This is a genomic window from Chryseobacterium taichungense (assembly GCF_900109935.1).
In the GTDB taxonomy this organism is placed as follows: Bacteria; Bacteroidota; Bacteroidia; order Flavobacteriales; family Weeksellaceae; genus Chryseobacterium; species Chryseobacterium taichungense.
The window spans coordinates 51417-72961 of sequence record NZ_FOBV01000013.1 but is presented as its reverse complement, the minus strand read 5'-3'; the positions used below and the strand labels follow the sequence as shown (position 1 = coordinate 72961).

The following is a 21545-nucleotide window of genomic DNA, read 5'->3' as shown; positions in this document are numbered from 1 at the left end:
GCCGTCGGTTGTTTTAGGACTGATATCAAGGGTTGCTTTCGGGGAAGTATTGTTGATCCCCACCTGAGCTTTAATAATGAGGCTGATGAATAGAACAGCCATTGTAAATATATTTTTCATTGTTTGTTGTATTTATGGGTTTGTTTCTTTTGTTTTAAAACACAAATGACGCTAATGGAATGGCACTAATTTCACAAATGTTGTGTGATATTCTTTGTTTAGATCCCTACGGGATGACAAACGGAGTGGGAAGTGTCCTGTTGTATGAGAGCATTTATGCTATTTGTGCTTATTTGTGTTTAATAATTCGTGTCATTTGTGTTTAATATGATTAATGATGATTGATCATTGATAAATGATGTTTATTAATGATCGTAAATATTGGCGGAGGACGGCTGAAATGGTTGGTGATAACTTGTAAGAGGTTGATATGGTTAATAATATTGTATAAAAGTTTCTTTTCAGAGACAATTACTTGTGGCAAAATCCAAAAGGCAGAGCCTGTCATTTTGTGATTTAGCTTTACCGGAGAAGAATTTCCTAAAACGGCTGTTGATAAAGGATTGTTTGAATTTATAAGAAAATATGAACTCTTTGGAATTGTAAAGGAGATTTGGCTTAACGGATTGATTTGATTTTTGCTGATTGATGATAATTTTAGCTTTAAAGAAGCTTTATGTTTAACTACATTGAACTGTTTTAACGATGACTGACTTTTTCCCAATAGAGATATTGCCGCAGAAACGTGAACCGGTGGTTCAACATACAGATTAGAATCTTCAGCAACAAAAATTGTTGAATCGGAATAAGAAAAAGGAGTCTGGGAACTGATGAAAATAGCAATGAAAAATACCTGCAAACAAAGCATCCTTACGCTAAAACGCAGGAAATGAGGAAGCTGGGAAAGGGTCATCATTTGTAGTTTCATTGTGCTTAAAAAAGTAGTCACACTCAGACTACTTTTAAAGCCAATGATTTAAGAATCAATATGCTTCTCTTTTTTAAGGTAAAAATAAGGGCAGTTTCTTTTCCTCTTAAACGCCCGATTTTTAAAGGAATCTACTATTTCAAATTAATTAACATATTAAAAAACAACAGATTATTATTTGGAAGTAATGATAATTTCTTTACATTTGTCACAGAAAAAGTAGTCTGAGTGTGACTACTTTTTTTGATATAATGATATAAGAATTCCTGCCTTGTATAATCAGGCAAAAATTGTCTAACAGGCGAAAAAATAAGTTTAATTATTTAAGGATCTTTGTAATCCAGCTTTGGAGAAAAGTATTTTATATCAGAATATTTAAGCTTGAAGGCTGTACTTTTACGTGAATTGGTGATTTTATTTTGTTGAATTCACCATCGATATGCCAGTTTTTTGTATTCACCTTAAATTCAATTTCAGAAACCGGAAGATAGGTGATGTAGTTATCATCTTTCAGTTTTTTAGTAAACATTCTGAAAGCAAAAAACGGAGAATACGTTATCGGAAACTTTTTCACCAATACCATATCCACGAGCCCATCACTTTTACTTGCATGCGGCGCAATGTAGGCGTTATTCCCGAACTGGCGGGTATTGGCAATATTTACCATTAGATATTTGCCGTTGTACTGCTTGTATTTTTCATCAAAAAACTTAACCTTTTTCGGTTTGTAGCTAAAAAAGGTTTTCAGGGAAACTTTGATATAGTTTTTAAAACCACGGGTAGTCTTTTCAAATTCCTTTACCACTTTCCCATCAAAACCGGTTCCGGAAACGTTGATGGACAGTCTGCCATTGATCGTAAAAGTATCGATCTTCCTGGATTTTCTTGCTTTAAGCTTTTCGAGAAGTTCATCCAGGTTTTTGCTGAAGTTGGTTTCGTTGGAAAAACCATTCCCCGATCCCGCAGGAAATATAGCCAGTACTTTTTCCGTATTGATGAGATTTTTTGCTACAGTGGAAATAGTGCCGTCACCTCCGATAGCGACGAAAACATCCACCTCAGCATCATGTTTCTGAATAAAATCATCTGTTCCCAGAATCGATTCTGAAATATAGTATAAAGGATCTTTAACCTTAGTACTGAGTTCGTTAAGAAACGGCTGATAGTTCTTTTTGGCCGAAAACGGATTGATGATAAAGGCAACTTTTTCCATTGATGCAAAAATAAAAAATGCTTCCAGATTAGAAAGCATTAAATTCAGTTAATTTTCATTCGCCGTGCAAACTCAGGTTTTAGGTAGTCGCTCAGATCATTCCAAGAAACGGTAATAATAAGATCGCCGATGTCATCGTCATGAATAATTTCGTTTGCGTTATAGTGAAAATATAAATTGTAATCGTCAAAATAAAAATTCCGTGTCACCGGAAAAGATGCCGCAGAAATAAGAGCATAGGTTTCGGGATCATATGTTTTGATCTGTTGCATAATAGTCGTCTTTCCGAGATTGAGCTTTAAAATGCCCTTCACCGTTTCTTCAGAAAGGGTAATCATGTCCGATAATTGTAACTTTTTAAGATTCTTAAAATCAAATACTTTTTCCTCATAATAATAGCTGACCTTATCCTGCGCGCCTGACTGGCTTGTATAATACTGAACAGAAACATAATTATTCCTGTTCATACGGACATTCATCAGAGAAATGTACGACCACTGTTGCTGTTGCTTAACTTCCCGAATCCCGGCAGAATTTCTCATCCTGTTATAAATATTTTCCTTTTCCTGTTTCAGGTAGTCCTGAAGTCCGTTTCGGGAAAAGTCGGCAATTTGTTTTCCGGGATAAATTTCTTTCAGAATATTTGTGTCTTTAAGATCAGGAAACCATAAAAGCTTGGAAGAATACCGCAGCAACACAGAATCAGAAATCTTTATCGTATCTTCTTCGATCACAGAATCGATAAAGGTTCTTCCGAAACTTACTTTTTCAGATTTCTTCTTATCATTTCCCAACTCTTTACATGCTACAAAAAGTAAGAGCAAAAGCGTGGTCCATATGAGATAAAATCTTTTCATCATTTGTGCTGGCTATCATTGATTCTTAGTAACTGATGTTCATCCTTTTCTTGAGTTCAGGATTGATGGTTCCTTTTAATTCTTCCCATGAAACCGGAATCGTAATATCTCCTGCTGCAAATGCCGCGATTTCATAAGGACTATAATGGAAATACAGGTTCTTCTCATCAAAATAGAAATTTTCGGTAGCCGGAACGACATCTACCAGAAGCATCTCTGAATTGTTGACCTTCCCGTTGCTGTCCGTTGTTCCGCTGTTGATCTTATTGATATTCTTTAGAAGGATCGCCTCGATCTTCGCTTTAGGCATGGAAGTGATATCTTTCAACTCGAGCTTTTTATTGTTTTTTAAATCAAAAACTCTTTCGGAAAATCCATAATTGTCGTGAGCGCCGCCTTCGTATGAACCCCAGATATATTCAATATGCATATAGTCATTGATTGTTGATTTCAAATTCATTCCCATGTCTGAATACCATTCCTGAGAAAAATTCATATCGGAAATCCAGTCTTTTGAATCTTTTTTAACGTCGTTGAAGTATTTGTTTTTATTTTTTTCAAGTAATGCCTGAAGTCCGTTTTTCGAGAAATCCTGAACATTCTTATCGCCGAAATAAATGCTGTCCAACAATTTCTTGTCTTTAATAGACGGAAACACCAGCATTTTGGAGGAATATTTAACTATTAATGAATCGCTAAGCTTCAAAGAATCATTCACTTTTACCGAATCTACACTGAATGTATTGTTCTGTACAGAATCCGTTTTTACAGTATCGGTAGAATTGTTTTCCGTTTTTTTACAGGCCGATACAACAAAGAGTGTCGAAAGAGCCAGAACGGCAATCGTATTTTTCATAATTCTAATTTTCTACGTACATGCAAAAACCATTCAAAAAATGAATGGTTTTAAACTTATTTCGAAAATTTCTATCTTTTTATTTTTTCACGAGGCTGATTACCTGATTCTCATGCTTGGATGCCACGCCCCAAATCTGCTTAAATGCAGGATAATATTCTTTAGGATAGGTTGGGCTCAACACCTTCGTCGTGGAAACCACTTCTATGGTATTTCCTTTCTGCTCGGCAAAATAGCTGTACTCAATTTCCTTATCTTCAGTGATAATCTTTTTATTCTTGGGCATTTCTTCAATGGAATACCCCTCCGGAATCTCAAGAACGATTTTTTTAACTTTTGTAAACGGCGATGTAAAATCGATCATGTATTTTCTTTCTTCTGTCTGATCAAATTCATTGGAATTTTTATTCAGAAACAACATTGGATTGATGATTATTTTCTTACCGATTTTATCTATCAGATTTTCCGAAGAAAATTTCATAGTGCTTTCAAAATCTCCGTTTTCGGTAACTTTCGAATCAATATCTGTGAAATCGATCGCAAAATTTTCCTTATACTGTTTTTTGTATTTCTCTGCATTATCATCATAGCTTTCTTTAGCAAACATGGCAAAAGTACCTGTGTCCTTGTCAGAATAATTGCCTGAAATACTTCCGTCACTATTGATTTTTGCCGTTGCCGTAAGAGATGTAAAACTCGTTTTCGCATTGGTAAGGGAAAGCTGCTGGACTTTATCTTTAGCGATCAGGATCCCGAACTGGTTCCAGTCTCTCGGCGGAAGCTGATCTATAGAAGATTGCTTCACTGTGGCATCATACAAGTGAAAACCGTCTTTTGTCTGAATCGCCGCAAGTACAAAATTCATGTTGGAAACATTGGGAGACGCAATATTGATAAGGCCATTACTTACCGTTGAAATGGTAAGCGGATCTGCCTTAAGACCTGCCTCACGAAGCATCATTACCAGGAAAAGATTGATCTCGGCAGCATTTCCTGTTTTAGTTTCCAGCATTTTTTTGATTCCGTCTTCTACGTAGATTCCTCTGTCCTTGTTCCAGGTAAATGTATTTTTCACATAATCAAAAACTGCATTTGCTCTATCATTTTCATTTGATATTCCGGAGATATTGGCAGGCATATTTTCTTTCGCCAGTCTGGTTTTCTTCAGCTCTCCCCCAAAATCTTCATCTTCATACAAACGCTCCTTTATCTGCTCCCATGATGAAGAGTAAAGTTTCAGCTCACGGTAGTTGGTAGAATGCAACTCTGCACTTATTTTTGTTCTGTAGTTCCTATCGTTATTAACAAACTTTTCTGTTTTAAATCCTTTAACATTCTCATATCCGAATCTGTACGTTCTGTAGTTTATTCCGTACATCATTCTTTCTTCAATTTCTCTGTATTTAGGGGTTAGAAATCCTGTATAATTGACATTGTAAGAAATATTTCCCGGGCTGTCCAAAACATATTCTGTATACAGCGAAGGAGTATCGGTTTCAATAAGAATCTCCGGTATGATGAAAAGAAACGGTGATGTAACCTCGTACTGATATTCAATGACAGAGCCGTTTTTCACATTTGGGAAAGCAAACTTTGTGATGGACACGTACTTGCTTTCTTTACTTTTATATTTGGAACTTTTATCAACTTTGGTTGCCACTGAAGCTCCGTTTTCAAGATTATAAGTGAAAGCTTTCATTTTGGAGAGCGTTTCCTGACTGCTTCCGTTCTGATAAAGCGGGACTTCCAGGTTCAGCCATTCTTCAGCCTTGTCTTTATCATAAATTTTCACTCTGTAAAATGCTGTTTTGACAAGATTTCCTGTATTATAATCAATACTGAAATGTAAAGATTTATAAAGAATTTCTGCCGGTGCATTCTCATCCAATGCTGATTTTTGTTTTGAAAGGTCGGCATCATTGAATTTTGGAGGATCAAGAAATTTATGCTTCTGAGCTTTCACAAAAAGAAAATGCATTGAGCAAAAAGCGATAAATAATATTTTTTTCATGTGTTAAATCTTAGAGATTAAAATTTTTGAGTTGTCGATGTTAATAGTTTTTTTTCTGAAATTGATATAGTCGTTATATTTCTCTTTCGGGTACAGTCCCTTATTGATTCTCATGGTTCTGCTGACTTTCACTCCTTCCCCACTTTTTACAAAATTTAGTTTATACGTTCCGAATTCAGAATTAAGCAGAACATTTTCAGGAAGTTCATCTACTTTATAATTCTGTGGCAAGGTAAAGTTGATTTCATATTCATCTTCAAAAGACTGTCTCAGCTCAAAAGGCAGTTCCCGGCTGTCCTCTTTTTTATATACATTATCAGAATAAATAGGAACCGCTCTGAAAATCATGCTGCTTCCCGCATTTTTAGAATAATTATTGGCTTTAAAATCAAGATCGTACTTAGCCACTGCATTATCCTTATCATTAAGGAAATTTTTAAGTTCGATCTTTTCAAAATGGAGAACATCCAGCATATTTTTCACGGCTTCCGTTCTTTCTTTCGGAGACAGAGTGGCAAGAATAAGGTTGTTGTCATACTGAAGTCCCGTATAAGAAAAATTACCTTCTCCCAAAATACTGTTATCTTCATTGATTTTTACTGTAAGGATCTGTTTTTCCTTACTCTGCTCGGCAAGATAAGAAGGTGTATCAATCACTTCTATACCATCTTTTTTTACAACAAGGACATTTCTGTCTGTCGTACTGTAGCTTAAATGATTAAAAGCGATTTGCTGGGATGTATTTTCCAGCCAGATATTTCCTTTTTCTGTAGGAATCATGAGTATAATATGGTTACCTCCCATTTTTGGAAAATCTTTATCAAACGAAACAGGAGAAGAACCTGAATTGATTTTACAATAATAAGAAGGAATCCCGGCTTCATCCAATAAGGTTTTCATATAGGTTGACAATCCTTTACAGTCGCCGTATCCTTTCTTCTGAACCTCATCCGGAAGCATTGGCTGCCAACCGCCAATTCCCAGGGCTACGAAAATATATCTTGTTTTGCTCTGCATGTACTGATAGATTTTCTTCACCTTTTCCTCGGTGGTTCCCTGTAAATTTAAGGAGGCAACTTCAGCCTTAATGGCTGGAGTAGATACAAATACCGGTTCAAGGATATTTTTATAATACCAAGTACCGAAATCTTTCCAGTCTTTGAGGGTTCCCTGTTTTCCTTCGAGGTTGAATTTGGTTAAGGAAAAGCTTACTTTCGGTAAAATTTTTACAGGCTGAGGAAGTAAAAAAGCATCGTCTATAGCAGGTACATTTTTATAAGTATATGTTTTTTCACCGGCATTTTCATTTTCAGTAACTGCTGTGTAATTGTATGGTGAAGGGTAAATTTTTGATTTCAGCTCAATTCCTGATTTGTTGATGATCTTCATCTGAGCTTCTTCCAGGGAGACCTTTGTGGTAGCGAAAGGGGTGAAATCCGGTAAAAATACCGTATTCTCATCATCGATCTGATAAGAAAATTCAACTGTGTAGGGATATTGCGTGGGTGTATAAGACAATGCCATTACCCGGTTATCTGAATAAAATGTTCCCTGATTATTGTTGGCAAAGTCACCGAAATCTGACTTGGAATATGATTTTATTTTTTTTCCCGATTCATCGTAAATATTGACTTTCACATCGGAAATACTGTTTCCTTTTTGGTAGGGAATATATACCTGAGCATCTGAATCTCCATCTTTATTGAGAACCGTTTTTACGGTGTAAAGCTGATATTTAATATCATCGATCTTATTAATCCGAATGGTCGTGAGATCTTTTCTGATGACCGCGTCGGCATTTTTCTTAAGGTTTTCGGGAATTGCTGATGCCGGAAAATTCTGTGCACAATAAAATGATGCGACGGAAAGGGCAACGGTACAAAGTATTTTAATCATGGCTATTAAAATTTAGCAAAAATAATAAAATCTCTGCAGGACTTAAAATTAAATTTAATACATCAAATGTGAAAGGAAAAAGACCTCATTTCTGAGGCCTTATATATTAAATTTTTATTAAGCTTATAACTTGATTTTCGCTTTCTGTAATAATTCTCCAAATCTGTTTAAAAAAAGTATAATACTCTTTTGGATAATTTTGACTTGCTACTTCAACTTTAGAAATGACAGACAATTTATTATTTGTGAATTCTACTTTATATAAATAGGTAATTTCTTTATCATCAGTCCGAATTTTTTTAGGTTTTGGAAGGTCTGTAACTTTATAACCTTCAGGAATTTCTATTTCTACTTTTTTTTCTCTTGTGAATGCAGAAATAAAATCGATCTGGTTTTTCCTTTCATCTTTTTGATCAAATACTTCATTTCCGGAATTTAAAAACAGTAAAGGGTTTAGGATAATTTTGTTTCCCACAACATCAATAAAATTACTAGTTGAAAACTTCATTTCAGATTTGAAATTACCATTATCATCCAATCTTGATTGTACTTCTTTCATATTGGTATTAAATTCTGTTTTAAAAGATTGATTATACTTATCATTATTTTCATCAAATTCATCATATGATTCGATAGCGTATAAACCGTTTTCATTTTGTGTGAATGTTCCTATTATCTCAGAATTTTCAATATCTAGATTTGCTTTAATGATTAGATCTTTTTTACTGGTGTTTGTGTTAGAGAAGGATAAATCTATACCTTTAGCGCCTTCAATTAGAATTCCAAAATCATTCCAGTCTCTTCTAGGAAGTATATTTACTTTCGATGCAAAAGAAGTAGCATCATAAAAATAAAATTGATTATTGATTTTAACGGAAGCTAATACCATATTTAAATTTCCTGGATTTGGTGAAAAAATATTTAAAATACCATTATCTACAGTAGAAATCAAAAGTGGATTTGCCTCTAAACCAGCATATCTCAAAAGCATTACCAATAACAGGTTAATATCTGCGGCACTTCCAGATTTTGTCTTAGTAAGTTGTCGTAATTTTTGACTTGTAATAATTCCATCCTTTTTATTCCATTTATAATTGTATTTTACGAAATCAAAAATCTTATTGGCTCTTTCAAGAGGGTCGTAGAAAGTTTTAATATTTTCAGGTAAAATATCTTTCACATTATTCTTTAGAAAAGCACCAAATTCATCGCTATTATTCAACCTATCTGCAACTTTACTCCAACTTTCAGCAGAATCATACGAAAAATATTTAGTTGAATATTTAGTAAGCTCCGGTTTTACACGAGCTCTATACCGTTCGTTATCTTTTACAAATAATTCTTTAGGAATAGAAGCTATATTTTCGTATCCAAATCGAAAGACTTCAAAACCTCCTCCAACATGGTCTTGATTTTTATTGACACTATATTTAGGTTTTAGAATATTGGTTCCTGTATTGTTGAATGCATAACTCATTAAAACAGGATATTCAAAATTATACTCCTCATAAACAACAGGAATATTATACTGTAAATAATAGGTTAAATTAAAAATATTATTATTTTCCAATTTGTAATTATATTCAATTACAGATCCGTCCAGTATATTTGGAATTGCTAATTTATAAATTTTTATTCCTTTTACTAAATTTTCTTTAAGCTGATCTTTTTTATTAATTATCGTTTTTTCTACTTTCCCATTCTGATAATTGTAAAGTGTAAGCTGAAATTCTGCGAGTCTTTCATTGTCACTTATAGGAATTTCAATGTTCAACCACTCTTCAGCATTCTTTTTATCATAAATTTTGATTTTAGAAAAGAATTTTTTGGTTACCATATACCATTCCGAAGGAGCGATATTATAGCTGACACTATTATATAATATCTCCGCAGGCGCGTTTTTTTCAATTAATGAATGTGTTTTCTTCAAATCAGCTTCATCAAACTGTGGATAAGACATGAACTTATGTTCCTGAGAAAAGCATAGATTAGCAAACAGTATAAAAATAAAACTCAATTTATTTATCAGTTTCATAGTTATTTGAAATAATTTTTAAGATTTTTTAGATATTAAAATTTTAGAATTATCTGCATTTATGATTTTTTTTCTAAAACTTACATAGTCATTATATTTTTCCTTAGGATAAAGTCCTTTGTTGATCTGAACATGACGTTTAACGACTAGTTTATTGTTTTGTTTTTCAAAAGATAATTTATATGTTCCAAACTCAGAGGTTATATTGCCACTTTGAGGCATTTCTTCTACAAAATAATCTAATGGTAAATCATATGTAATTTCTGACTCGTCCTGATAAGAAAATTTATTTTCAAATGGTAATTCTCTTGTAGGATCTTCATGATATATTCCATCTTTATAAATAGGTACTGCTCTAAAAATCAAGCTATTTCCTATCAGTTTAGAAAAATTTAAAGCTTTAAAATCTAGATCAAAATTTATTATTGCAAGATCTTTATCATTTTGGAATTCCTTCATCTCTATGTTTTCAAAATCCAATGTAGTATATACTTTTTTCATTACATCCGTTTTTTCTTTTTCAGAAAGCATCAAGTACATGAGATTAAAGTCATATTGCATTCCACTATAAGAAAACTTACCTTTTCCTATTATTGTTTTATCTGGATTTATTTGAATATTCAAAACCTGTTTTTCTTTATTTTCTTCTGCAGAATAACTTGGAGTTTGCAGAATATCAATCCCATCAGGCTTTACAGTAAGTACATTTCTATCTGTAGTACTATAACTTAAATGATTGAAAGCTATCTGTTGTGAAGTATTTTCCAGCCAAATATTCCCTTTTTCAGTAGGAATTGTTAAAATAACATGATTTCCAGCCATTTTCGGAAAATCTTTATCAAAATTGATAGGCGAAGGATTAGAATTAATAATTGAGTAATATGAATCAATTCCCGCTTCACCCAATAAAGTTTTCATATAGTTTGTAAGACCTTTACAATCTCCATATCCTTTTTTCTGAACCTCATCAGGAAGCATTGGTTGCCAACCACCAATACCAAGTGCTACAAAAATATATCTGGTTTTATTTTGCATATGCTGATATATTTTTTTTACCTTTTCTTCGGTTGTTCCCGATAAATTTAAAGATGCTATTTCAGCTTTAATCTGCGGAGTAGAAATAGAAACAGGAGTAAGAAGATTTTGATAGTACCAAATCCCGAAATCTTTCCATGAAGCAATACTTCCCTGTTTTCCTTCAAGATTGAATTTATCTAAAGAAAAACTTACTTTGGGTAAAACTTTTTGCGGCGTTGGAACTAACTGCCCACTATCTATTGCAGGAATATTTTTGTATACATAAGACTTGTTTTCTCCATTTGAAGAAATAATTACTGACGTGTAATTAAAAGGTGATTCATATACTTTCGACCGAAGATTGATTCCTGATTTATTTATTATGCTATAATTACTTTCTTCTAGTGAAACATTATACTCATAAAAAGGGACAAAGTCTGGAATAAAAACAGTATTTTCATCATTTAATTCATAACTGAATTCAACAGTATATGGAAAACTTGATGATGTAAAAGGCAAAATAAGCATTCTGCTGTCAGAATAAAAACTTCCTTGCGGGTTAGCTGCAATGTCCGTAAAATCACTTTTTGAGTAACTTTTAATTTTTGCTCCTTTTTCATCATAAACAACAACTTTTACATTAGATACATTGTCTCCTTTTTCGTATGAAATTTTTGGGATAGAATAAGGAATTGCATCTTTATTAAGAATTGTAACTACAGATGTTTTTTTGTAAACGACATCATCAACTTTATTGATTTCTACTGCTGTATTTTCCTTTCGGATCACAACACTTGCGTTCTTTTTTAAGTTTTCAGGAATGGCAGAGATAGGATAATTCTGCCCATAATATAAAGAAGCTACGGAAAGGGCAACGGTACAAAGTATTTTAATCATGGTTATTAAAATTTAGCAAAAATAATAAAATCTCTGCAAGACTTAAAATTAAATTTAATACATCAAATGTGAAAGGAAAAAGACCTCACTTCTGAGGCCTTATATATTTGGATAATCGCTAATTATGCATCAATTTTTGCATATTTCGCATTTTTCTCGATAAATTCTCTTCTCGGCGGAACCTCATCTCCCATCAGCATAGAGAAAACACTGTCTGCTTCCACAGCGTTATCTATTGTTACCTGCTTAAGGATACGGTGTTCTGGATTAAGTGTTGTTTCCCAAAGCTGTTCAGGATTCATCTCTCCAAGACCCTTATAACGTTGTACTTCTACACCTTTCCCGTCCGGAGACATTTCTAATGTAAATTCTTCACGTTCTTTTTCATTGTAGGCATATACTTTTTTGTTACCTTTTTTCAATAAATACAAAGGTGGCTGAGCGATATAAATATATCCGTTTTCAATCAATTCCTTCATGTATCTGAAGAAGAATGTCAGGATCAGTGTAGAAATGTGGGAACCATCGATATCGGCATCGGTCATGATAACAATTTTATGGTATCTCAACTTCGCCATGTTCAACGCTTTACTGTCTTCTTCTGTTCCTACTGAAACTCCGAGAGCAGTGTAGATATTTTTGATTTCCTCGTTATCATAAACCTTATGAAGCATTGATTTCTCCACGTTCAAAATTTTACCTCTTAGCGGAAGAATTGCCTGGAAAAAACGATCACGTCCCTGTTTTGCCGTACCCCCCGCGGAATCTCCCTCTACAAGGAATATTTCTGATTCTGCAGGATCTTTTGACGAACAGTCGGAAAGCTTACCCGGAAGTCCGGAACCACCCATAGGAGATTTTCTCTGAACCATTTCACGGGCCTTTTTCGCAGCCTGTCTTGCTTTTGCGGCTAGAACAACCTTTTGTACAATCTGTCTGGCTTCAGTAGGATTTTCTTCCAGGAAGTTAGTTAACATTTCACCCACAATCTTATCAACAGCACCTGAAACTTCAGAGTTCCCTAATTTCGTTTTGGTCTGTCCTTCAAACTGAGGTTCCATTACCTTTACAGAAACTACTGCCGTTAATCCTTCACGGAAGTCATCTCCTGTAACCTCTACTTTTTCCTTTTGAGGAATACCCAGATCATCAGCATATTTTTTAAGGGTTCTCGTTAAAGCACGTCTGAAACCTGCCAGGTGAGTCCCTCCTTCATGAGTATTAATATTATTAACGTAAGAGTGAAGATTTTCGGTAAATGATGTATTATAACGCATCGCTACCTCCACCGGAATATCATCTCTTTCACCTTCCATGAAGATTACATTTTCCATAATGGATTCACGGTTTCCGTCGATATATGCAACGAATTCCTTCAACCCGCCTTCGGAATGGAAAATTTCAGATCTGAAAGAACCGTCTTCCAGCTTTTCTCTTTCATCCGTTAATGTAATGGTGATTCCTTTATTAAGATAAGAAAGCTCTCTTAAACGGCTTGCCAACGTATCATAATTGTAAACCAGTTCTGTAAAAATCGTATCGTCCGGCTGGAAAAACTGTTTAGTTCCTCTCTGCTCACTGTGTCCGATTTCTTCAACACCGGTCTGTGCTTTTCCTCTTGAATATATCTGCTGATAAATATTTCCGTCCCTGTAAACGGTGGTTACCATTTCATTGGAAAGTGCATTTACACACGATACCCCAACTCCGTGAAGACCTCCTGAAACCTTGTAAGAATCTTTGTCGAACTTACCTCCGGCTCCGATTTTTGTCATTACAACCTCAAGAGCAGATTTTTGTTCTTTTTCATGGAAGTCTACCGGAATACCTCTACCGTTATCACTTACTTCAATTCCGTTTCCTTCTTTAATGGCAACGAAGATTGTATCGCAGTATCCTGCCAAAGCCTCGTCAATAGAATTATCCACTACTTCATAAACCAAATGATGTAGACCTCTTACTCCTACATCACCAATGTACATTGAAGGACGCATACGAACGTGCTCCATCCCTTCCAATGCCTGAATACTACTAGCTGTATATTGTTTCTGACTCATATAAAATATTAAAAATCCTGCTAAATGCAAAGACCCACAAATATCGTGATTTTTTTCGAGGTATGAAAGTTAAAATATGTCAAAAACAGATCGATTTTTCCACACCAACTGATGCGATTTTAAAGTTAAAAAATACAAAGTTAAAATCTTCAATCTGAATAAGAACTGTTGTAAATCATATTGAGAAATAGCCAATTTATCCTTACATTTATTTACTTAAAAAGTTGATGTTTATGGACGATTTCCTTGCAGCCCGTGCCCAAATGGCAATGTCCCTCGGTTTTCATATTATTTTTTCATGTGTCGGTATGGTGATGCCGTTTCTTATGGCATTTGCCCACTGGAAATATTTGAAAACAAACGATGAAATTTATAAAGGTCTTACCAAAGCATGGAGTAAAGGCGTTGCTATTCTTTTTGCCACCGGAGCCGTTTCCGGGACAATGCTTTCTTTTGAACTTGGATTGCTTTGGCCCCAGTTTATGAAGCATGCCGGCCCTATCTTCGGAATGCCTTTTTCCCTGGAGGGAACTGCCTTTTTTATCGAAGCCATCGCTATCGGTTTTTTCCTCTATGGTTGGGACCGGTTTAATAAATGGTTTCATTGGTTTTGCGGATTTCTCGTTGGTGTAAGTGGTTTGGCTTCAGGAATTTTAGTCGTTGCCGCCAACGCCTGGATGAATTCTCCGGCAGGATTTGATTATATTAACGGACAATATTTAAATATAGACCCTATCAAAGCGATGTTTAACGATGCCTGGTTCCCGCAGGCACTGCATATGACGGTTGCTGCTTTTTGCGCTACAGGATTTGCGGTTGCCGGCGTTCATGCTTATATGATTATGCGGAAAAAGAATATTGAATTTCATACCAAAGCATTTAAAATTGCTGCCGGATTTGCTCTTATCGGAGCTTTTGGAGCACCTTTGAGTGGTGATGTTGCCGCTAAATCAGTAGCAGAACGACAGCCGATAAAATTAGCCGCCATGGAAGCACATTTTAAAACAGAAAAAGGTGCTGCTTTTGTGATTGGAGGTATTCCTGATGAACAGAAAGGAGAGATCAAATATGCCGTAAAAATCCCTAAAGTGTTAAGCTTTTTGGTAAGCAATGATTTTAATGCTGAAGTAAAAGGATTAAATGATTTCCAAAGAGATGAATGGCCTCCGGTAATGGTTGTCCATTTTGCTTTTCAGATCATGATTTTCTTTGGAGTGATCATGATCATTATAGGGATGATTTACCTTTTTGCCGTATTTTTTAAAAAAGAATGGCTGAAAAAAAACTGGCTTCTGAAAACATTTTTAATAGCCACACCCTTCGGATATATTGCCTTGGAAGCAGGATGGACTGTCACAGAAGTGGGCAGGCAACCCTGGATCATCTATGGAATTATGAGAACCGTTGATGCTGTTACTCCAATGCCTGGAATACAGTATTCATTCTATTTCTTTACTGCCGTTTTTGTCTCATTATCTTTTGTTATCATCTTTCTTCTGACAAGACAGATAAAAATGGTTCCGAGACTTTATGACCCTACCGATCCTCAATTTAACGCTAAACAAAAGAAATTATGATATATGTAGTCATAGGCTTTCTCTGGCTGTCGATCTGTCTTTATGTGATTTTAGGCGGAGCAGATTTTGGCGCCGGGATTGTCGAACTTTTTACCAGAAAAAAGAACCGTTCCAAAACGAAAGTTATCATGTACGAATCGATAGCTCCGGTCTGGGAAGCCAACCACATGTGGCTGATTATTGCTATCGTTATTCTTTTTGTAGGCTTTCCTGAAATTTATACCACACTTTCAACGTATCTTCATATTCCTTTGGTTTTAATGCTGATCGGGATTATTGCAAGGGGAACCGCATTCACATTCAGACATTATGACGCCGTAAAGGACGAATGGCAAAAACTGTATACGCAGATCTTTTATTTTTCAAGTCTTCTGACACCGTTTTTTTTAGGATTAATTGCCGCTGCAACGATTTCACATTCTATTAATCCTGATGCTAAGGGATTTTTAGAGCTGTATATTTTCAGCTGGCTCAATTGGTTTGGCGTTGCTGTCGGACTTTTTACCGTTGCGATCTGTGCTTATCTCGCCTCTATTTTTGCCCTCAGAGAAACAGTAGACCGCGTAGAATTAAGTTTAATGATTAAAAAATCAAAGCAAACTATGATCTTTGTTGTGATTACCGGTGCTTTGGTATTTCTGACGGCTTACCTTTCTGATATTCCATTACTTATGTGGGTATTTTCAAAACCTCTGGGAATTATGGCTACTGTTTTTGCAACCATTTGCCTGTTACTAATCCTCAGAGCGATGAACAGAAGAAAGCTTCTTCCGGTAAGGGCTTTGGCAGGCTTTCAGATTATTATGATCTTGGTCGCCGCAACATATCAACATAATCCCAATATCATTCTTTTTGGAAATGGCCAGCACCTTTCATTACTTGAACATGTTGCTGCCCCAAAAACTATTTCTGCCCTCGGTTGGGCCTTAATATTGGGATGTATCTTTATTTTACCATTTTTGTTTTATTTAATGGCATCGTTCAGCAAGCTAAGAAGATAATTTTAAATCATTACCATTATGCCAGCCTACGCAAGCAAAGAAGAACTGACAGATGCTATCAAGAAATCATACGTCTTGTATGATCAGGAATTTGATGCTATCAATGAACCTGAAAAGGATCTTCTGAAAGTGAACATCGACAAAACGCCATCACAAAATCTTTCTTATCAGATCGGATGGACAGGTTTGCTTTTAAGCTGGGAATCAGATGAATTAAAAGGTATTGATGTAAAAACGCCAACACCAGATTACAAATGGAATAATTTAAAAGGTCTTCACGAGTTTTTCTACAGATCTTATGGTTCGTACAGTTTGGAAGAACAACGCGAAATATTATCTAAACAGATAACTGAAATTCTAGCATGGATAGAAAATCTTGATGATGATGTGCTATTCCTTCCGGAAAAAAGGAAATGGGCTACCACAGCAGCAAAATGGCCTATCTCGAAATGGATTCATATTAATACGGTAGCGCCTTTTAACAGCTTCAGAACCCAGATACGGAAATGGAAGAAAGGATAGTACGATTATATCCGGAGTAAAATAAAAAGGTTTCGGCGGAAGCTTCGCTTCCGCCGAAAATCTGTCATTTTTTTAGTAAAACAATTTCAACCCTTCTGTTCTTAACAAAATCTTCTTCTGTTCGCTCCGGATATGCCACCGGATTAAGATGCCCGAGGCCAATTGCTTTTATTCTACCGGAACTTATCCCCCGCTTTTCAAGAAACTCCCTGATGGCATTCGCTCTTGTAAAGGAAAGATTAAATGTTTTCAGATCAAGATCTTCTCCATCAAAATTTTCGTAATCACAGCAAATATGTCCCTGGAGCTCAACCTCCAACGCTGGATTATTTTTCAAAATATCAGCAAGTTTTTCTAAAACTTTATTTCCCTTTGGAAGCCAGATGTGGCGGCCTCCCATAAAATTAACATTTGGCAGAGAAAAAGTATCTTTTACTTTCATTTCAGAAATCTTCCGGCTGAAGAAACTTTCAAAGGTTTTACCGGATCTTATTTCCCCATCTCCCATAATACGATCAATAAAAATGTCTACCCTTCTGTTTTTTCCGCGCAGTTCTTCGGTGCTGTTGTCATTGATCTGCTTTTCTTTTCCCAAGCCAGTTACGCTTTCCAGTTTGATATTATTTTTAATTTTTGACTTTAAATACTTACTCACTGCAGCAGCACGGTTTTCAGAAAGTACTTTATTGTATTCGGAGCTTCCGGAAATATCACAGTTACCAAAAATTTTAAACTTCAGATTGCTTTTTAATTGAGCCAAACTATCTAATTTTCTTTGAGAATTTTTCGTAAGCGTATAGCTGTCATAATCAAAATAGACAGAAGTAAGCATTTGTGATTTAAAACTTATACTACAAAAAAACAGCAATACAAGAATTTTCATTTGATAATTTTTTAGTGAAACGTAAAATCAGTAAAAATAGTTTATTATTTAAAAAAAAGTTCCGGCGGAAGCTTCGCTTCCGCCGGAACTAAATTATCTACATTGAAAAAATCTTAAACCAGTTTCATCAAAAGATTCTCATCAATTTTCTCCACTTTCACTAAATTGTTTTTCGTTAACGTTTTGGAAGCTTTATCCCATTTTTTACCGGACAGCTGGCTTCTTTCTTTCACTTCGGCCAATGAAAACGGCTCTTTCTGGGAATTTAAAATTTCAAGAATAACTTTTTCATCTTCTCCAAGCTCGATCTGTGGAGTCACTTTTTCAGGTTTCATTTGCGGGAAGAACAATACTTCCTGAATCGATGCATTATTCGTTAAGAACATAATCAATCTGTCCATTCCAATTCCTAATCCTGAAGTTGGTGGCATTCCATATTCAAGGGCTCTTAAGAAATCTTCATCGATAAACTGACCTGCTTCATCATCTCCTTTTTCAGACAATTTCAACTGATCTTCAAAACGTTCCCTCTGATCGATCGGATCATTCAGCTCAGAATAAGCATTAGCTATTTCTTTACCACAAACCATTAGCTCGAAACGTTCCGTAAGACCTTCTTTACTTCTGTGTTTTTTGGTTAAAGGCGACATTTCAATAGGATAATCGGTAATGAATGTTGGCTGGATAAAATTACCTTCACATTTTTCACCGAAAATTTCATCGATTAATTTCCCTTTACCCATGGTTTCATTAACCTCAATTCCGATGGATTTTGCAAAATCGAATAATTCCTGTTCTGTTTTTCCTGTAATATCAAAACCTGTAAACTTCAAAATCGCATCTGTCATTGAAATTCTCTGATAAGGCGCTTTGAAATCCACTTCATATTCTCCGAAAGTCGCTTTCGTTGTTCCGTTTACCTGAACCGCACAGAATTCCAATAATTTTTCCGTAAAATCCATCATCCAGTTGTAGTCTTTATAGGCTACATAAATTTCCATGGCTGTGAATTCCGGGTTGTGCGTTCTGTCCATCCCTTCATTTCTGAAGTTTTTTGAGAATTCATAAACTCCGTCAAAACCACCTACGATCAGTCTTTTCAGATATAGCTCGTTTGCAATTCTTAAATATAATGGAATGTCCAGAGCATTATGATGCGTGATAAAAGGTCTTGCAGCCGCTCCTCCCGGAATTGATTGTAAGATCGGAGTCTCCACTTCAAAATATCCAGCATCATTGAAGAATGTTCTCATGGCATTGAACAGTTTCGTTCTTTTCACAAAAACTTCTTTTATCTGAGGATTTACCGTTAAATCTACATAACGCTGTCTGTATCTCAGTTCCGGATCATTGAAAGCATCGTGTACAACTCCATTTTCATCCGTTTTTGCCTGTGGAAGAGGTCTTAAAGATTTCGTTAAAAGCGTAAAGTTTTTTACCAGCACTGTTTTTTCACCAACCTGAGTGGTGAACAGTTCGCCTTCAACACCAATAATATCTCCAATATCTAAAAGGTGCTTGTAAACTTCATTATATAAAGTCTTATCTTCACCTGTACAAATCTCATCCCTGTTGAAATAAACCTGAATTCTACCTGTAGAGTCCTGCAATTCAGCGAAAGAAGCCTTCCCCTGAATTCTTCTTGACATCAGTCTTCCTGCAATCTTAACCTGTTTATTATCAGCGAAATCCTGCTTTATAGATTCTGTAGTATCTGTAATTACATATTCATCTGCAGGGAACGCGTTGATTCCCATTTCAACAAGCTTGTTCAGCTTTTCTCGTCTAATGATTTCTTGTTCTGATAATTGCATTGTATTTATTTAAAATAACGTGCAAAATTAGTGATTTTTGAATTGATGATCAACGACTTTTTCCAGAAATATAATTTATTTCAGTTAAAATTAATTCAGTTTAAAAATTTAAACTAAATTTTATCAGAACCAGTCGTTGCGATTTTGTTGAGGAATGAAAGTCCAGGCCAACATTCTGCTTACTTTTTGCCCCTGAGCCATATCAATTGTTTTGAATTCCAGTGCCTTCACTTTTTTCAGAAGTGTCGTTAACTTATATAAGTTATCTTTTTTTGAAACTAAGCATGTAAACCAAAGAACCTGAGAACGATACAAAAAGCTTTCATGAATCATTCTTGTGATAAAAGCCAATTCGCCACCCTCACACCAAAGTTCAGATTGCTGTCCGCTAAAATTAAGTAAAGGCTTGCTGATTTTTGATTTGTTAAGATTTCGTGTTTTCCTGAGATTTCCTTTTATTGCAGACTCTTCAGAATCGTGAAAAGGCGGATTGCACATCGAAAAAGTGAAGCGATCTTCAGGTTTGATCATATTTTTAAATATAAATTCAGGTTGAAATTGCTGCTTTAAATGAATTTCAGATAACAACTCAGGATTATGATCCAAAATCTGTTGGGCGTTCTTTAAAGAATCTTCATTAATATCCGTTCCCAACATTTGCCAACCATAAGATTGATGCGCTATTAAAGGATATACAAGATTTGCTCCCACACCAATATCCAACCCCCTGATTTTTAAACCTGTCGGAATTTCTCTTTGTTGTTCAGCCAATAAATCGGCGATGTAATGAATATAATCTGCTCTGCCAGGAATGGGAGGACAAAGATTATTCTCCGGAATATCCCAGTTTTTAACATGATAAAAACTTTCTAATAAAGCTTTGTTAAGCAGTTTTACAGCTTTGGGAATGCTGAAGTTTATGGTTACCGTTTGATAAGAATTGATAAACACATATTGTTTCAGTTCTGGCACACAAGAAATAAGCCGATCAAAATCGTAAGGATCGCGGTGCAGATTTCTTGTATGCAGACTGGATTTTTCGGCGGACATTTATTTTTTCTGTCTTAGAATATATTCCACCATTTTTTTAGCTTCATCTTTTGACACCTGAGGATGAGGAGACATGGGAACATTGCCCCAGACTCCGCTTCCGCCTTCTATGATCTTGGAAGCAAGCAATTCAATATCCTTTTCAGAATATTTATCTGCAATTTCCTGATAAGAAGGTCCTATCATTCTTTCATTTACCGCGTGACATCCCGAACAGTCAAGACTTTCGATGATCTGATCTCCGGAGAGATTGGCCTTCGCAGGCTCTGCATCAACTGTTTTTTCTGATGATGTTGTGTCAACCGGTATATTTTCTTTTTTGGAACAGGAAAACATCAGAAACCCGATAGCCCCCGCCAGCAAAAATTTTCTCATTATTTAGTAAGCGTATCTGCTTTTGCATCTTTTGCAGGAACTGATACGGCCGCATTTACATCAGCTTCCGGTGTATCTCTTGTTGTTGCGCTGGAATCCACTACCGTTGGAGCATCCGGTTCAGGCAACATGGTGTTGCTGTCTTGTAAGTCATGATTTGGCTTTTTTGAACAGTTAGCCACTAATAAACCTCCGATAAATGCGATTGCTAATACTTTTTTCATTTTTTCTCTATAAAATTATTAAGCAAAAATATAAAAAATAAAGTTTTAAAATTATGATAAATGTTCATATTAAAGATATTTCCGATAAAAAAGCTATTGCATTAAGTCTTTACGGAATGAATAAAATTTATTAGATCAGTTAAAATAAAATTAATTTCCCTGTTTTCATTTTTTGTATTGAAAAAAATATTTACATTTGTGGCATGTTTAATATCAACAACAATAAAAATTGGTGGTGGCTTTCAAACTCTTCGTCGGGTCTGAAGTTATTGTCGTGTTGGTGATTCTTATACAGCGATTATAATTATAAAATTATATAATAAAGACTTTGA

General features: G+C 35.2%; 17 protein-coding genes. 3 read left to right on the top strand and 14 right to left on the bottom strand.

Annotated elements, in window-relative coordinates; translation table 11 throughout:
* Positions 1–331 precede the first annotated feature (331 nt).
* From BMW64_RS19405 to gyrB, 9 genes are all read right to left on the bottom strand, one after another.
* The gene (locus BMW64_RS19405; RefSeq protein ID WP_143052739.1) at positions 332–928 is read right to left on the bottom strand and encodes a hypothetical protein; all 597 of its coding nucleotides are present in this window, start codon (positions 926–928) and stop codon (positions 332–334) included.
* Positions 929–1289: 361 nt separating this feature from the next.
* On the bottom strand, positions 1290–2180 hold the full coding sequence (locus BMW64_RS19400; protein WP_394332268.1) for a diacylglycerol/lipid kinase family protein: 891 nt from the start codon (positions 2178–2180) through the stop codon (positions 1290–1292).
* A gap of 5 nt (positions 2181–2185) precedes the next feature.
* The gene (locus BMW64_RS19395; RefSeq protein WP_143052738.1) at positions 2186–3001 is read right to left on the bottom strand and encodes a hypothetical protein; all 816 of its coding nucleotides are present in this window, start codon (positions 2999–3001) and stop codon (positions 2186–2188) included.
* Positions 3002–3023: 22 nt separating this feature from the next.
* Positions 3024–3854 carry an RsiV family protein gene (locus BMW64_RS19390; protein WP_090002191.1) on the bottom strand — a complete coding sequence of 277 codons (831 nt, stop codon included), beginning with the start codon at positions 3852–3854 and terminating at the stop codon, positions 3024–3026.
* 79 nt (positions 3855–3933) lie between these two features.
* Entirely contained in the window at positions 3934–5865 is a 1932-nt protein-coding gene (locus tag BMW64_RS19385) for a transglutaminase domain-containing protein (protein WP_090002189.1), read from the bottom strand.
* A gap of 3 nt (positions 5866–5868) precedes the next feature.
* The gene (locus BMW64_RS19380; protein ID WP_090002187.1) at positions 5869–7761 is read right to left on the bottom strand and encodes a DUF3857 domain-containing protein; all 1893 of its coding nucleotides are present in this window, start codon (positions 7759–7761) and stop codon (positions 5869–5871) included.
* A gap of 106 nt (positions 7762–7867) precedes the next feature.
* Complete coding sequence (locus BMW64_RS19375; protein ID WP_177175332.1) at positions 7868–9721, bottom strand: DUF3857 domain-containing protein; 1854 nt, start codon at positions 9719–9721, stop codon at positions 7868–7870.
* A gap of 93 nt (positions 9722–9814) precedes the next feature.
* On the bottom strand, positions 9815–11710 hold the full coding sequence (locus BMW64_RS19370; protein ID WP_090002183.1) for a DUF3857 domain-containing protein: 1896 nt from the start codon (positions 11708–11710) through the stop codon (positions 9815–9817).
* Positions 11711–11832: 122 nt separating this feature from the next.
* Positions 11833–13767 carry a DNA topoisomerase (ATP-hydrolyzing) subunit B gene (gene gyrB, locus BMW64_RS19365; protein ID WP_090002181.1) on the bottom strand — a complete coding sequence of 645 codons (1935 nt, stop codon included), beginning with the start codon at positions 13765–13767 and terminating at the stop codon, positions 11833–11835.
* Between the two features lie 233 nt (positions 13768–14000).
* Here gyrB and BMW64_RS19360 point away from each other — a divergent pair, with 233 nt between their 5' ends.
* Genes BMW64_RS19360 through BMW64_RS19350 form a run of 3 tightly spaced genes read left to right on the top strand, consistent with a single transcriptional unit; the run spans position 14001 to position 16867 of the window.
* On the top strand, positions 14001–15344 hold the full coding sequence (locus tag BMW64_RS19360) for a cytochrome ubiquinol oxidase subunit I (protein ID WP_090002179.1): 1344 nt from the start codon (positions 14001–14003) through the stop codon (positions 15342–15344).
* Entirely contained in the window at positions 15341–16345 is a 1005-nt protein-coding gene (locus BMW64_RS19355) for a cytochrome d ubiquinol oxidase subunit II (RefSeq protein ID WP_090002177.1), read from the top strand. The genes BMW64_RS19360 and BMW64_RS19355 overlap by 4 nt, the downstream gene beginning before the upstream one ends.
* Before the next feature lie 18 nt (positions 16346–16363).
* Complete coding sequence (locus tag BMW64_RS19350; protein WP_090002175.1) at positions 16364–16867, top strand: ClbS/DfsB family four-helix bundle protein; 504 nt, start codon at positions 16364–16366, stop codon at positions 16865–16867.
* 64 nt (positions 16868–16931) lie between these two features.
* Here BMW64_RS19350 and BMW64_RS19345 read toward each other — a convergent pair whose 3' ends face one another.
* From BMW64_RS19345 to BMW64_RS19325, 5 genes are all read right to left on the bottom strand, one after another.
* Entirely contained in the window at positions 16932–17750 is an 819-nt protein-coding gene (locus BMW64_RS19345) for an OmpA family protein (protein WP_090002173.1), read from the bottom strand.
* A 113-nt stretch (positions 17751–17863) separates the two neighbouring features.
* A complete protein-coding gene (gene lysS / locus BMW64_RS19340) occupies positions 17864–19564 on the bottom strand; it encodes a lysine--tRNA ligase (protein WP_090002172.1) in 1701 nt (566 codons plus the stop codon).
* Positions 19565–19687: 123 nt separating this feature from the next.
* The gene (gene rlmF / locus BMW64_RS19335; RefSeq protein ID WP_090002170.1) at positions 19688–20614 is read right to left on the bottom strand and encodes a 23S rRNA (adenine(1618)-N(6))-methyltransferase RlmF; all 927 of its coding nucleotides are present in this window, start codon (positions 20612–20614) and stop codon (positions 19688–19690) included.
* The gene (locus BMW64_RS19330) at positions 20615–20989 is read right to left on the bottom strand and encodes a c-type cytochrome (protein ID WP_090002168.1); all 375 of its coding nucleotides are present in this window, start codon (positions 20987–20989) and stop codon (positions 20615–20617) included. It lies immediately after the preceding gene.
* Positions 20989–21213, bottom strand: coding sequence for a hypothetical protein (locus BMW64_RS19325; RefSeq protein WP_042720120.1), 225 nt, complete (start codon positions 21211–21213; stop codon positions 20989–20991). The genes BMW64_RS19330 and BMW64_RS19325 overlap by 1 nt, the downstream gene beginning before the upstream one ends.
* Positions 21214–21545: the final 332 nt, after the last annotated feature.

What these genes read in the sequence shown, in the direction of transcription:
- BMW64_RS19405 (WP_143052739.1), bottom strand. Translation starts at nt 928, where the DNA reads ATGAAACTACAAATGATGACCCTTTCCCAGCTTCCTCATTTCCTGCGT.
- BMW64_RS19370 (WP_090002183.1), bottom strand. Translation starts at nt 11,710, where the DNA reads ATGATTAAAATACTTTGTACCGTTGCCCTTTCCGTAGCTTCTTTATAT.
- BMW64_RS19325 (WP_042720120.1), bottom strand. Translation starts at nt 21,213, where the DNA reads ATGAAAAAAGTATTAGCAATCGCATTTATCGGAGGTTTATTAGTGGCT.
- BMW64_RS19350 (WP_090002175.1), top strand. Translation starts at nt 16,364, where the DNA reads ATGCCAGCCTACGCAAGCAAAGAAGAACTGACAGATGCTATCAAGAAA.
- gyrB (WP_090002181.1), bottom strand. Translation starts at nt 13,767, where the DNA reads ATGAGTCAGAAACAATATACAGCTAGTAGTATTCAGGCATTGGAAGGG.
- BMW64_RS19390 (WP_090002191.1), bottom strand. Translation starts at nt 3,854, where the DNA reads ATGAAAAATACGATTGCCGTTCTGGCTCTTTCGACACTCTTTGTTGTA.
- rlmF (WP_090002170.1), bottom strand. Translation starts at nt 20,614, where the DNA reads ATGTCCGCCGAAAAATCCAGTCTGCATACAAGAAATCTGCACCGCGAT.
- BMW64_RS19345 (WP_090002173.1), bottom strand. Translation starts at nt 17,750, where the DNA reads ATGAAAATTCTTGTATTGCTGTTTTTTTGTAGTATAAGTTTTAAATCA.
- BMW64_RS19375 (WP_177175332.1), bottom strand. Translation starts at nt 9,721, where the DNA reads ATGTCTTATCCACAGTTTGATGAAGCTGATTTGAAGAAAACACATTCA.
- lysS (WP_090002172.1), bottom strand. Translation starts at nt 19,564, where the DNA reads ATGCAATTATCAGAACAAGAAATCATTAGACGAGAAAAGCTGAACAAG.
- BMW64_RS19355 (WP_090002177.1), top strand. Translation starts at nt 15,341, where the DNA reads ATGATATATGTAGTCATAGGCTTTCTCTGGCTGTCGATCTGTCTTTAT.
- BMW64_RS19380 (WP_090002187.1), bottom strand. Translation starts at nt 7,761, where the DNA reads ATGATTAAAATACTTTGTACCGTTGCCCTTTCCGTCGCATCATTTTAT.
- BMW64_RS19360 (WP_090002179.1), top strand. Translation starts at nt 14,001, where the DNA reads ATGGACGATTTCCTTGCAGCCCGTGCCCAAATGGCAATGTCCCTCGGT.
- BMW64_RS19400 (WP_394332268.1), bottom strand. Translation starts at nt 2,180, where the DNA reads ATGCTTTCTAATCTGGAAGCATTTTTTATTTTTGCATCAATGGAAAAA.
- BMW64_RS19330 (WP_090002168.1), bottom strand. Translation starts at nt 20,989, where the DNA reads ATGAGAAAATTTTTGCTGGCGGGGGCTATCGGGTTTCTGATGTTTTCC.
- BMW64_RS19385 (WP_090002189.1), bottom strand. Translation starts at nt 5,865, where the DNA reads ATGAAAAAAATATTATTTATCGCTTTTTGCTCAATGCATTTTCTTTTT.
- BMW64_RS19395 (WP_143052738.1), bottom strand. Translation starts at nt 3,001, where the DNA reads ATGATGAAAAGATTTTATCTCATATGGACCACGCTTTTGCTCTTACTT.